General features: G+C 69.9%; 9 protein-coding genes. 5 read left to right on the forward strand and 4 right to left on the reverse strand.

From position 1 onward, the window contains the following. Nucleotides 1–141 precede the first annotated feature (141 nt). The 4 genes from ACQKIP_RS24285 to dnaK are packed head-to-tail and all read right to left on the reverse strand — an operon-like array spanning nt 142 to nt 4,463. Nucleotides 142–606 carry a heat shock protein transcriptional repressor HspR gene (locus tag ACQKIP_RS24285; RefSeq protein WP_365859120.1) on the reverse strand — a complete coding sequence of 155 codons (465 nt, stop codon included), beginning with the start codon at nt 604–606 and terminating at the stop codon, nt 142–144. Between the two features lies 1 nt (nt 607). Next, a complete protein-coding gene (dnaJ, locus tag ACQKIP_RS24290) occupies nt 608–1,813 on the reverse strand; it encodes a molecular chaperone DnaJ (RefSeq protein WP_365859122.1) in 1,206 nt (401 codons plus the stop codon). Nucleotides 1,814–1,854: 41 nt separating this feature from the next. Next, nucleotides 1,855–2,592, reverse strand: coding sequence for a nucleotide exchange factor GrpE (gene grpE, locus ACQKIP_RS24295; protein ID WP_365859124.1), 738 nt, complete (start codon nt 2,590–2,592; stop codon nt 1,855–1,857). Next, nucleotides 2,589–4,463, reverse strand: coding sequence for a molecular chaperone DnaK (gene dnaK / locus ACQKIP_RS24300; protein WP_365859126.1), 1,875 nt, complete (start codon nt 4,461–4,463; stop codon nt 2,589–2,591). Before dnaK ends, grpE begins: the two co-directional genes overlap by 4 nt. A 343-nt stretch (nt 4,464–4,806) precedes the next feature. Between dnaK and ACQKIP_RS24305 the strand changes: the two genes are divergently transcribed. The 5 genes from ACQKIP_RS24305 (at nt 4,807) to ACQKIP_RS24325 (ending at nt 13,347) form a co-directional block, all read left to right on the forward strand. Next, nucleotides 4,807–7,092 carry a (Fe-S)-binding protein gene (locus ACQKIP_RS24305; RefSeq protein WP_365859128.1) on the forward strand — a complete coding sequence of 762 codons (2,286 nt, stop codon included), beginning with the start codon at nt 4,807–4,809 and terminating at the stop codon, nt 7,090–7,092. A gap of 196 nt (nt 7,093–7,288) precedes the next feature. Further along, nucleotides 7,289–8,617 carry an FG-GAP repeat domain-containing protein gene (locus ACQKIP_RS24310; protein ID WP_365859130.1) on the forward strand — a complete coding sequence of 443 codons (1,329 nt, stop codon included), beginning with the start codon at nt 7,289–7,291 and terminating at the stop codon, nt 8,615–8,617. Nucleotides 8,618–8,753: 136 nt separating this feature from the next. Beyond that, nucleotides 8,754–10,148, forward strand: a complete 1,395-nt coding sequence (locus tag ACQKIP_RS24315) for a hypothetical protein (protein WP_365859132.1) — start codon at nt 8,754–8,756, stop codon at nt 10,146–10,148. Between the two features lie 121 nt (nt 10,149–10,269). Next, complete coding sequence (locus ACQKIP_RS24320; RefSeq protein ID WP_365859134.1) at nt 10,270–11,742, forward strand: FG-GAP repeat protein; 1,473 nt, start codon at nt 10,270–10,272, stop codon at nt 11,740–11,742. A gap of 138 nt (nt 11,743–11,880) precedes the next feature. Then, the gene (locus ACQKIP_RS24325; RefSeq protein WP_365859136.1) at nt 11,881–13,347 is read left to right on the forward strand and encodes an FG-GAP and VCBS repeat-containing protein; all 1,467 of its coding nucleotides are present in this window, start codon (nt 11,881–11,883) and stop codon (nt 13,345–13,347) included. Nucleotides 13,348–13,435 lie beyond the last annotated feature (88 nt).

A 13,435-nucleotide genomic window follows, 5' to 3' on the forward strand; every position in this document is an offset into this window, starting at 1 on the left:
AAATAAACCATAGTAATCGTCGCCTGCGTAATTTGTTTATAATACACACCACCAACCCCCCCCGTGAACACCACACAAAACCGTGTGTGGGGGCGGGGACGCGGCGTGCGCTTCCCGGCCCCCACTCACATTACTTAAGAGCTACTGCTCCGACGCCCGCTTCGGACGCCACACCACCAGCGCGCTCGCCTGCTGCACGTCCTGGTACGGGACCAGGTCGCGGCGGTACGAAGCGTGCACCGCCGCCTCGCGCTGCTGCATCGCGACAGCCGCGCCCTCCACGGCGTTGGAGAGTTCGACCACCCTCGCCTGAAGCGCGGCGACCTGGTTCTCCAACTCGATGATGCGCTTGATGCCGGCGAGGTTGATGCCCTCTTCCTGCGACAACTGCTGCACCGTGCGCAGCAGTTCGATGTCGCGGGCCGAATAGCGCCGGCCGCGGCCCGCCGTGCGGTCCGGCGAGACCAGACCCAGGCGGTCGTACTGGCGCAGGGTCTGCGGGTGGAGTCCGCTCAGCTGGGCGGCCACCGAGATGACGTAGACCGGCGTCTCGTCGGTCAGTTGGTACGCCCGCCCAAAATTAGACTGTCGACGACGGCCGTCCATCTCATGCTCCCTTCGCGGCCTGGAACAGTTCTGCCCGCGGATCATCGTCCGCAGTCGCCTTGCGGTAGGACTCCAGGGCTTCCTTCGCCGATTCGGAGAGCGATGTCGGAACCGACACCTCCACCGTCACCAGCAGGTCGCCCCGCGAACCGTCCTTGCGGACCGCGCCCTTGCCCCGCGCGCGCATCGTACGGCCGTTGGGGGTGCCCGCGGGCACCTTCAGCGTCACGGCGGGGCCGCCCAGTGTGGGCACCTTGACCTCGCCGCCCAGTGCCGCTTCTGCGAACGTCACCGGGACCGTCACCGTCAGGTTGTCGCCCTTGCGGCCGAAGACCTTGTGGGAGTCGACGTGCACGACCACGTACAGGTCGCCCGCCGGACCGCCCCGTTCACCGGGACCGCCCTTGCCGCGCAGCCGGATCCGCTGGCCGTCCGAGACGCCCGCCGGAATCCGCACCTGCATCGTGCGGGACGACTTCGCCCGGCCCGAGCCCTTGCAGACCTCGCAGGGGTCCTGGGCGATGAGCCCGCGGCCCTTGCAGTCCACGCAGGGATCGGTCAGCGAGAAGCCGCCGCCGCCTCCCCGCGAGACCTGGCCCGTGCCGACGCAGGTCGGGCACACGCGCGGCGTGCCGTTCTTGTCGCCGGTGCCGGAACAGGCCTTGCAGGGAGCCTGGGAGGACATCCGGAGCGGGACCGTGGCCCCGTCCACCGCCTCCGTGAAGCTCAGCGTGACCTCGGACTCGATGTCCTGGCCGCGCCGGGGCTGCGTACGCGTGCCCGCGCCGCCCGCTCCCGTACCGCCTCGGTTGAACAGGCCCCCGAAGACGTCACCCAGACCGCCCCCGAAGCCGCCGCCGGCACCGCCCGCTCCTCCGCCCGGGGCGCCGCCTCCGAAGAGGTCGCCCAGGTCGAAGTTGAACGAACCGCCGCCGCCCGCGCCCGCGGGACCGGCCCTGAAGCCGCCGTTGCCGAAGAGAGCACGCGCTTCGTCGTACTCCTTGCGCTTCTTGGGGTCCCCGAGGACGTCGTTCGCCTCGGAGATCTCCTTGAAGCGCTCTTCCGCCTTGGTGTTGCCCTTGTTGGCGTCCGGGTGGTTCTCGCGTGCGAGTTTCCGGTACGCCTTCTTGATCTCGGCTTCGGTGGCGTCCTTGGGGACGCCGAGGACCTTGTAGTAGTCCTTCTCGATGAAGTCCTTGGTGCTCACCCTCGACGTCCCTCCTCTCGCTTCACAACAACTCCGTCAGGTCAGCCCTCGTCCGGGCCACCGGTCTCCTTGTCCTCCGCCGGCTCGGCGGAGTCCTCGGGAGCGGCGGACTCGGTCTCGCCCTTGACCGTCTGCGCACCGGGCTGCGGCTCGGCCACGGCCACCCGCGCGGGGCGGATGGTGCGCTCGCCGATGCGATACCCGGGCTGCAGGATCGCGACGCAGGTCGTCTCCGTGACGTCCGGGGCGTACGAGTGCATCAGAGCCTCGTGGATCGTCGGGTCGAAGGGCTCGCCCTCCTTGCCGAACTGCTGGAGGCCCATCTTGGCGACGACGGTCTCGATGGACTCCGCCACCGACTTGAACCCGCCGACCAGCTCGCCGTGTTCCCGGGCGCGGCCGATGTCGTCGAGGCTCGGCAGGAGCTCGCCCAGGAGGTTCGCCGCGGCGATCTCCTTGACGGTGACCTTGTCCCGCTCCACACGGCGGCGGTAGTTCTGGTACTCCGCCTGGAGCCGCTGGAGGTCCGCCGTGCGCTCGCCGAGCGCCGTGCGCACCTGGTCCAGCTGGGCGACCAGGCCGACGTCCTGGGCGGACCGGTCGGACCGGTCGGACTGACCCGACTGGGCGGATGTCTTGCTTGCGTCCCCGGCCGGGGCCGCCGGGCCCTCCTCGGTGGAGGGCTCGGCGGCCTGCGACGCCGCGTCATCAGGGGTGGCGCCGGAGGGGACGTCAGGCTTCTCGGCGTTGTCGCCGAAGCCCGGAGTCTCCTCGGTCATGCGGCGCCGCCCTTCGCGTCACCGGGCTTCTCGTCGTCGACGATCTCGGCGTCGACCACGTCGTCGTCCTTGTCCTTGGACATGTTCGGGGCCTCGGCACCCTCGGCACCCGGGGCTGCGCCCTCGCCGCCGGCGGCCTGAGCGTCCGCGTACATGGCCTGGCCCAGCTTCTGGGAGACGGCCGCGACCTTCTCGGTGGCCGTGCGGATCTCCGCCGTGTCGTCGCCCTTGAGCTTCTCCTTCAGCTCCTCGACGGCCGACTCGACCTCGGTCTTCACGTCACCGGGGACCTTGTCCGCGTTGTCGGTGAGGAACTTCTCCGTCTGGTAGACGAGCTGCTCGCCCTGGTTGCGGGACTCGGCGGCCTCGCGGCGCTTGTGGTCCTCGTCCGCGTACTGCTCGGCCTCCTGGCGCATGCGGTCGACCTCGTCCTTCGGCAGCGAGGAGCCGCCGGTGACGGTCATCTTCTGCTCCTTGCCCGTGCCCAGGTCCTTCGCGGTCACGTGCATGATGCCGTTGGCGTCGATGTCGAAGGCGACCTCGATCTGCGGGACACCGCGCGGGGCCGGCGGCAGGCCCGTGAGCTCGAACATCCCGAGCTTCTTGTTGTACGCCGCGATCTCGCGCTCGCCCTGGTAGACCTGGATCTGGACGGACGGCTGGTTGTCCTCGGCCGTCGTGAAGATCTCGGAGCGCTTGGTCGGGATCGTGGTGTTGCGCTCGATGAGCTTGGTCATGATCCCTCCCTTGGTCTCGATGCCGAGGGACAGCGGGGTGACGTCGAGGAGCAGGACGTCCTTGACCTCGCCCTTGAGGACACCGGCCTGGAGCGCGGCGCCGATGGCGACGACCTCGTCCGGGTTCACGCCCTTGTTGGCGTCCTGGCCGCCGGTCAGGTCCTTGACGAGCTCCGCGACGGCGGGCATACGGGTCGAGCCACCGACGAGAACGACGTGGTCGATCTCGGAGAGCTGGATGCCCGCGTCCTTGATGACGTTGTTGAACGGGTTCTTGCACCGCTCGAGCAGGTCGGACGTGAGCTGCTGGAACTGGGCGCGCGTGAGCTTCTCGTCCAGGTGCAGCGGGCCCTCGGCGGACGCCGTGATGTACGGGAGGTTGATCGAGGTCTCCGTGGAGGAGGACAGCTCGATCTTGGCCTTCTCGGCCGCCTCGCGCAGGCGCTGGAGCGCCATCTTGTCCTTGGAGAGGTCCACGCCGTGGCCGTTGTTGAACTGCTTGACCAGGTAGTCGACGACGCGCTGGTCCCAGTCGTCACCACCGAGGTGGTTGTCGCCGTTTGTGGCCTTCACCTCGACGACGCCGTCGCCGATCTCCAGGAGGGACACGTCGAAGGTGCCGCCACCGAGGTCGAAGACGAGGATCGTCTGGTCGTCCTTGTCGAGGCCGTACGCCAGGGCGGCGGCCGTCGGCTCGTTGACGATGCGCAGGACGTTCAGGCCCGCGATCTCGCCGGCCTCCTTCGTGGCCTGGCGCTCCGAGTCGTTGAAGTACGCCGGGACGGTGATGACCGCGTCGGCCACCTTCTCGCCCAGGTACGACTCGGCGTCGCGCTTCAGCTTCTGCAGGATGAACGCGGAGATCTGCTGGGGGTTGAACCCCTTGTCGTCGATGTCCACCTTCCAGTCAGTGCCCATGTGGCGCTTGACGGAGCGGATGGTCCTGTCGACGTTCGTGACTGCCTGGCGCTTGGCTACCTCGCCGACCAGCACCTCGCCGTTCTTCGCGAAGGCGACGACGGACGGCGTGGTCCTGGCGCCCTCGGCGTTGGTGATGACGGTGGGCTCGCCGCCTTCAAGAACGCTGACGACAGAGTTAGTCGTGCCCAGGTCGATGCCGACCGCACGTGCCATTTCGGTTCCTCCAGATGTAACTCTTGAGTGGATCTGGCTCAAGGATGCATGAGCGCTGCGCTTGCGTCAACAGAAGTGAGTCGAGGGCACTCAACTCTTATCCCGGCCTTACGCGCAACTAGGCGCTTTACCTGCGGGACCGGCTCTCGGCTGCGGGTCCGTCTCGGCTGATCGCGCAGTTCCCCGCGCCCCTTTGGGGCGCCATGCGCGGCAAGGGTTGCCTGAGCGACGCAGATCACCGCCCTGCTGGCTACAGTGCGGCTGAGTAAGTGGGTAGTCTCAGACGGACTGCATAAGTTACCGCTTAGTAATAGTTCGCCTCGCAGGCCCGAGGAGCCCCCAAATGCAACTCGCCGCGATCATCGTGTCGCTGGTCCTAATCGCGGTCGGCGTCGCGCTGTTCGGCCGTGCCATCGTGCAGATCTACCAGTTCATGCGGCTCGGCCAGAACGTGCCCGCCGGTACCCGCACCGATCAGCCCGTGCAGCGCACCGTCACCGTGGCCAGGGAGTTCCTCGGCCACACCCGCATGAACCGCTGGGGCGTCGTCGGCGTCGCGCACTGGTTCGTGGCGGTGGGCTTCTTCTCGCTGCTCCTCACCATCGTCAACGCCATCGGCCAGCTCTTCAAAGCCGACTGGATGCTGCCGATCATCGGTGAGTGGGCGCCGTACAACATGTTCGTCGAGTTCATCGGCACGATGACGGTCGTCGGCATCGTGACGCTGATCGTCATCCGGCAGCTGAGCAAGCCCGACAACAAGCCGGGCCGCAAGTCCCGCTTCGCGGGTTCCAAGAAGGGCCAGGCGTACTTCGTCGAGGCCGTCATCCTCATCGTCGGCGTCTGCATCTTCACGCTGCACGCCCTTGAGGGTGCCCAGCACCACGTGGACGGCTACGAGGCCTCGTTCTTCATCTCGTACCCCTTCGTGTCCTGGTTCGGCGGCATGGATCTCTCCACGCTCCAGAACCTCACGTACTTCTTCGCGATGCTGAAGATCGCCACCTCGTTCATCTGGATGATCGTGGTCGCGCTCAACACCAACATGGGCGTCGCCTGGCACCGCTTCCTCGCCTTCCCGAACATCTGGTTCAAGCGCGAGGCGGACGGCTCCACGACCCTCGGCGAGCTCCAGCCGATGATGTCCGGCGGCAAGCCGATCGACTGGGAGGACCCGGGCGAGGACGACGTCTTCGGCGTCAGCCAGGTCGAGCAGTTCTCCTGGAAGGGGCTCCTCGACTTCAGTACGTGCACCGAGTGCGGCCGCTGCCAGTCGCAGTGCCCCGCCTGGAACACCGGCAAGCCGCTCTCCCCGAAGCTCCTGATCATGTCGCTGCGCGACCACGCGCACGCCAAGGCCCCGTACCTGCTCGCGGGCGGCGGCAAGGACATGGAGGGCAACGAGAAGGCGACCGAGGAGCAGCTCAAGGACGTTCCCGCCGCCGCTCTCGCGGAGGCCGAGCGCCCCCTCATCGGCACCGCCGAGGAGAACGGCGTCATCGACCCCGACGTCCTGTGGTCCTGCACCAGCTGCGGCGCCTGCGTCGAGCAGTGCCCGGTGGACATCGAGCACATCGACCACATCGTCGACATGCGCCGCTACCAGGTGATGATCGAGAGCGCGTTCCCGTCCGAGGCCGGGACGATGCTCAAGAACCTGGAGAAGAAGGGCAACCCCTGGGGCCTGGCCAAGAAGCAGCGCCTTGAGTGGCTCAAGGAGCTCGACTTCGAGGTGCCGGTCGTCGGCAAGGACATCGAGGACCTCACCGAGGTCGAGTACCTGTACTGGGTCGGCTGCGCCGGCTCCCTCGAAGACCGCGCCAAGAAGACCACCAAGGCCTTCGCCGAGCTGCTGCACATGGCGGGCGTCAAGTTCGCGATCATGGGCGGCGACGAGAAGTGCACCGGTGACTCCGCACGCCGCCTGGGCAACGAGCCGCTGTTCCAGCAGCTCGGCCAGGAGAACGTGATGGCGCTGAACATGGCGTTCGGCGAGGAGCTCGACGACGACGGCAAGGTCACGCCCGAGTCGGCGAAGCCGAAGACCGCGAAGAAGATCGTCGCGACCTGCCCGCACTGCCTCAACACGCTCGGCAACGAGTACCCGCAGCTGGGCGGCGACTACGAGGTCATCCACCACACGCAGCTGCTCCAGCACCTCATCGACGAGGGCAAGCTCATCCCGGTGACGCCCGTCGAGGGCCTCATCACCTACCACGACCCGTGCTACCTCGGCCGGCACAACAAGATCTACACGCCTCCGCGCGAGATCATGACCGCCGTCCCCGGCCTGCGCCAGCAGGAGATGCACCGCCACAAGGAGCGCGGCTTCTGCTGCGGTGCCGGTGGCGCGCGGATGTGGATGGAGGAGCGGATCGGCAAGCGCATCAACAACGAGCGCGTGGACGAGGCGCTGTCGCTGAACCCCGACATCGTCTCGACCGCCTGCCCGTTCTGCCTGGTGATGCTCACCGACTCCGTCAACGGCAAGAAGAACGACGGCAAGGCGCAGGAATCCCTCCAGGTCGTGGACGTCGCGCAGTTGCTGCTCGACTCCGTGAAGACCCCGGTGGACCCCGCCGGTGAGTCGGAGACCGCGGACGAGCCGGAGCCCGAGCCGGTGAAGTAGCGGTCAGTCGCAGTACGTGAGGCCGGTTCCGCCCTGAGGGCGGGACCGGCCTTTCGTGTCCCGCGCGAGGGGGGCATCATGTGCTGGTTGTTGTCGGTTGGGGCGGTCGGGGCGGGTGATGGGCATGCGGAGTGCCGGGATACGTGGCGTACGTGGCGGCAGACGCGGTGGTGTCGTCGTGAGGCGCGGTGGTGTCATGGGCACGGCAGCCGTGGTCAGCTGCGCGCTGCTGCTCGCCGGGTGCGGGGGCAGCGACGACGCCGCGAAGCCCGACGCCCGGCACAAGCCCGTCAGCATGGCGGGCAAGGGCGCGGCACAGCTGCCCGTGCCGAGCGGCAAGGGCAGCAAGGTCGAGGACGACTTCAACGGTGACGGCGCCCCCGATCTCGTACTGGACGACCTGGTGCACGACGGCCACGGAGACGACGCGGGCATCGGCGTCGTGTACGGGTCCGGGAGCGGACTGCGTCCCGGCGCACGGCAGTTGCTGAGCGCGCGCAAGAACGGGGCGCGGACCAAGGGCGAGCTGCCTGCCTCCTTCGAGTCGGAGGCGTCCTGCGACCTCGACGAGGACGGGTTCAGCGATCTGCTCGTCTCCACCGATCCGCCGTACGACGGTCAGGGCCAGCCCCCGGTGCCGTTGCAGATCCTCTTCGGCTCGCCCAAGGGCCTGGCGGGCAAGGCCGTGAAGGTGCGGGTGCCCGAAAAGTCGCGTTTCGGCAACGACTGGTCCGACCAGCCCGTGTGCGGGGACTTCGACGGGGACGGCGCGAACGACCTCGTCCTGCACGCGAGCGGCGCCCGGCTCACGTTCCTGCGCGGCCCGTTCAAGCGGACCGGCGCCCCCCGCGCCGCGGGCAAGCCGCTTGCCGCCCCCGGCAACGACCTCGTCACCGGCAGGGCCGTGGACGTCGACCGCGACGGCTACGACGACCTCCTCGTCCGCAAGGCCGCGAACGCGTCCGGCGCCGCAGCGGGCGCGCTCGTCCTGGGCGGCCCGAAGGGACCCGCCGAGACCGGGGTGCTCTTCCCGGCGGGCACGGACACCGCGTTCGGGCGCTTCGGCAAGGGCAAGGGCATGGACGCGGCGATCGCGGGGCCGAACGGCGTCGCCCTGCGCTACGACGTGCCGGGCACCCAGCGCGCCGCCATGGAGTCGAAGAACGTCTCCGTGGACACCGGCGACCTCGACGGCGACGGCCTGAGCGAGCTGATCCTGAGCGGCGGCAGCAGCGGGGACGGGGGCGCCACCGGAGAGGTGCGGGTCTTCCGGGGACGTACGACGGGCATCGACCGGAACGCGTCGGCGCTGGTCAACCCCTCCGCCGTTGGCACCACGCAGGTCCTCGCCGTCGCGGACTTCAACGGGGACAAGCGGGCCGATCTCGTCCTGCGGACGGCTGACGGAGACGGCAAGGACACGGTGGGGGTGTATCCGGGGCTGAAGGGCGGCAACCTCGTCGCACGCAAGCCTCAGGTCACTTTCTCCACCGCGGAGTTCCTGGCGCTGGGGGACGGGGCGTAGTCCGGCGCCTGCGCAGGGCCGGACGCGGAGGCCCCTCGTTCACCCTGCGGACACCTGGTCGCCCCCGTCGCACAACCATTCGTACGTCCCGCATGTCACACCCCCGGAAGCAATTCCCCACTCCCGGGAGCCTCACGTGCGCGTACGTAATCTGGCCATCACCGCGAGCGTCGCGGCTCTCGCCGCAGCGGGTCTCACGCTGCCGCTCGCGGGCACCGCGAGCGCCGCGTCCACGCTCAAGGACGACTACAACGGAGACGGCTACCGCGACCTCGCGATCGGCAACCCGGCCACCAACTCCGTGACGGTGACCTTCGGTTCGGCCTCCGGCGTCGGGACCGGCCGCGCGGCCACCCTCACCCAGGACTCGTCCGGGATACCCGGCGTCACCGAGGCCGAGGACGAGTTCGGCGAGAACATCACCAGCGGCGACGTGAACGACGACGGCTACGCGGACCTCATCGTCGGCGCCCCCGGCGAGAAGGTGACGGGCAAGCCGTCCGGCTCCGTCACCATCGTCTGGGGCGGCTCGCGCGGCTTCACCGCGGGCGGCAAGGTCCTGAACGCGCCCGCCGACACCGCGGGCCGCTACGGCGAGGCCACCACCTGGAACGACCTGGACGACGACGGCTCGCCCCAGCTGGCCGTGATCAGCGGCGACAACTGGTACTACTACTCCGGAGCGGGCGAGAACGGCCGGGTCTACGGCCTCGAAGTCGACTTCCTGCCCGAAGGCGTACGCCTGGACGGCATGGTCGGCGGCAACTTCAAGGTCAAGGACGGCATCGGCTTCGTCCTGTACGGGGAGCGCGCGGACGGCGGCGCCTACACCGCCCACATGAACGGCGGCGCCGGCGACTACGGCTACCAGGCCGAGGTCCTCGGCGAGGGCGACGACCCGACGGCGACGCGCGACGCGGCCACCGCCGGTGACGTCAACGGCGACGGACGCGACGACCTGATCACCGGCAACTCGTCCGACGGGGCGGGCGGCAAGGGCGGTTCGTTCACCGTACGGTTCGGCGGCGACCGGGAGTTCGGCGCCCCGGTCACGTACAACCAGGCGAGCGCGGGCGTGCCGGGTTCCGACGAGGCGGGCGACAGCTTCGGCGGGTCCGTGGCCGCGGGTGACGTGACCGGCGACGGCCTCCCCGACCTTGCGGTGGGCGCGCCCGGCGAGACGGTGGGCGACGTCGCCGGGGCAGGCAGCGCCACGCTGCTCAAGTCCTCTGCGGGCGCCTTCACTTCGGGCAAGGCCTGGCACCAGGAGACCGCGGGCGTGCCCGGTGTCGCCGAGGCGAAGGACAGCTTCGGGTCGTCCGTCCGCCTCAAGGACATCAACAAGAACGGCAAGGCGGACCTGGCGGCCGGCGCGACCGGCGAAGACATCGGCACGACCCAGAACGCCGGCGCCGTCTGGGTCCTGCGCGGCACGTCGACGGGCCTCACCTCGTCCTACGCGACGTCCTTCAACGGCGCGGACTTCGGGGTGGGCGGCAGGGACGCGGACTTCGGCAGGACGCTGCGCTGAGCAGCCGCTGGTTCAGCCTGTCCGGTGGCCCTTCTTCAAGCCCGCCCGGCGGTCATTTCAGCCCGTCCGGCGACCCCCCACCCATACAGCACCCATAGCGAACACGGCCCAAGGAGCACGCATGCCCAAGCACAAGCGCACCCCCTCCCACAGACCCGGCCGCCTGGCCACGGCAACAGCCGCCGCCGTGGCCCTGACAGGCGGACTCCTCACCCTCACGGCGACGACCGCGACCGCGGCCCCCGCGGCCGCGCAACCGGACGACGCCGACTTCAACGGCGACGGCGCGGCCGACCTCGCCACCTCCGCCCCGCACGCCAACGTGGGCGGCAAGGACAAGGCGGGCCAGGTCGTCGTCACGTACGGCGGCACCACGCAGCGCCACGTCACCTACAGCCAGAACAGCGCGGGCGTGCCCGGCACCGCCGAGAAGGACGACATCTTCGGCGCCGACACCGCGTACGGAGACTTCGACAGCGACGGCTACGACGACCTCGCGGTCGGCGCCATCGGCGAGGACGTCGGCAGCGACGCGGACGGCGGCACGGTCCAGGTCCTGTGGGGCTCCCCCAGCGGCCTCTCCGGCGGCTCCACGATCACGGACCCGCGCCCCACCAAACACGACCGGTTCGGCGGCCCCCTCCAGGCAGGTGACTTCGACGGCGACGGCAAGGACGACCTCGCCGTCGGGGCCGCGTCGGGCGCCGCCACCATCGACATCTTCGACGGCGGCATCAAGCGCTCCGGCGCCACCGGCGGCCGCTACACCGTGCTCCCGCCCATCCACAGCGGCGAGGGCGCGGGCCCCTTCAACCTGCACTCCGGGGACGTCAACGGCGACGGCAAGGACGACCTGCTCGTCGACGGCTACTCCACCGCCGACGACTACAACGCCAACCTCTGGCTGCCCGGCAGCGCGAACGGCGTCACCACCAACGGCGTCCAGCGCCTGCCCGCCGGCTACATCACCGACGTGGGCGACACGGACGGCGACGGCTACGGCGACGTCATCATCGGCCTGACCTGGGACGAGGGCATCGACGGCGCCCACAAGGGCGGCACGGTGTACGTCGTCAAGGGCAACGCGAACGGCCCGTACGGCGACAGCCAGGCCATCACCCAGGACACGGCGGGCGTGCCGGGCGGCGGCGAGAACGGCGACTCCTTCGGCGCGGAACTCGACCTCGGCGACGTCAACGGCGACGGCCACCTCGACCTGGTCGTGGGCACCCCCGGCGAGGACCTGGACGGAGTCACCGACGCGGGCTCGATCACCGTCATCTACGGCGCGGCGGACGGCTCCGGCCTCTCCACGGCGGGCTCGGTGCTCTACAGCCAGGACACGCCGGGCGTCCCCAACACCAACGAGAAGAACGACTTCTTCGGGCACGACGTCCACATCGACGACCTGAACGACGACGGCCGGGGCGACGTCATCGCCGGAGCATCGGGCGAGAACGGCTCCAACGGAGCGTTCTACAACCTCACCTCCCGCACCGACGGCACCTTCAAGGGCACGACCGGCACCTACACGTCCACGGTCGGCGTCTCCGCCACGGGCACACCCCGCCTCGGCACCAACTTCGCGGACTGAGCCACCGGTTCACCCCCGAACGCCGGGCCCGCACCCCTCCGTGCGGGCCCGGCCCGCTTGACCCTCCGTCAGACCCTCCCTGCGGGCCCGGCCCTCTCGACCGAAAAGCCCGTATCCATAGCCGAGTTGGAGACCCCCGTGCCCCTGCGCCCACGCACCCTGGTCGTCGCCGCCATCGCGACCGCCCTGGCCGCCACCGGCCTCACCCTCCCCCTCGCGGCCGGCGCGAGTGCCGCGCCCGCGCCCGCTGTCTCCCCGCTCACCGCCGACTTCGACGGCGACGGGTACGAGGACCTCTTCGTCGGACTGCCCGACGGCACCGTCGACGGCAAGGCCAAGGCCGGGTGGGTGAGCGTCGTGTTCGGCGCGGAGGACGGGGAGCCGCGCAGCGTCCGGCGCATCACGCAGGCCACCGTCGAGGTGCCCGGCACGCCGGAGGCCGGTGACCGGTTCGGGGGGTCCGTCGTCGCCGCGCACGTGGACGACGACCAGTACGCCGACCTCGTGATCGGCGCCCCCGGCGAGGACATCGACGGCAAGGCCGACGCCGGTTCCGTCACCGTCCTCTACGGCACCGGCGACGGCTTCTCCGTGGCCAACACCGCCGCCCGCGGGGCCAAGGCGAAGGACGCGTACGGAGTCTCGCTCGTCGCCGCCGACTTCACCGGTGACACGGACGTCGACCTGGCGATCGGCGGCAAGGACCAGATCGTCGCCAACTTCAATCCGCTGGCCGCCCGCACCGAGCCCGTCATGGGCGACCGCATGGGCGGGCGCGCCCCCGTCATGACGACCGGCGACTTCGACGCCGACGGCCGCCCCGAGCTCGCCGCCGCGTTCTACACCCAGAACCAGCCCTACACCCAGTCGCACGTCCAGCTCTTCGACTACAGCAAGGACGAGTACAAGTTCGGCCTCACCTGGAGCAGCGACAACAGCGCCGCGAACGCGCTGGCCGCGGGCGACTTCAACGGCGACGGCCGCGACGACCTCGCCCTCGGCAACTGCCGCGAGATCGCCGACGAGAACATCGACGACCCGTGCGGCCCCGAGGAGCTCGCCAAGGGCGGCGGCATCCACATCCACTACGGGAAGGGCGACGGTCTCGAATGGGAGGGCCAGACCCTCAACCAGGACACCGTCGGCGTCCCCGGTGTCGCCGAAAAGGGTGACGACTTCGGCAACGCCCTCGCCGCCGCCGACATCGACGGCGACGGCAAGGACGACCTGGTCGCGGGCGCTCCCGGCGAGGCCATCGGCAGCGCTGCCCGCGCGGGCAGCGTCACCGTCCTCAAGGGCGGCAAGAACGGCATCCTGGATGCCGGGGGCGCGGCGAGCGCGATCGCCTACCAGCAGGATTCCTCCGACATCCCGGGCGTCGCGGAGGCGGGCGACCTCTTCGGGGCCGCCCTCGCCTTCGGCGATCACAACGGCGACGGCGTCCCGGACCTGTCCGTCGCCTCCCCCGGCGAGAACTCCTCGTCCGGCGGCGTCTGGGGCCTGCCCGGCGCGAAGGCCACCGGCAGCACCGCCGTCACCCCGAACTCCATCGGCGCGCCCGCGTCTTCGGATCCGCTGGCGTACGGAGCGGTGCTCGGTCGCTGATCCCGGGAGGCCCAGCGTCCCCAAGGTCCCCGGAAGCCTCAGGGCCCCCGGGGACCTTGGGGTAAACCCCTCAGGGTCCCCCTAAGGG

The sequence above is a fragment of the Streptomyces sp. NPDC059900 genome, from assembly GCF_050270335.1.
Taxonomy (GTDB): Bacteria; Actinomycetota; Actinomycetes; order Streptomycetales; family Streptomycetaceae; genus Streptomyces.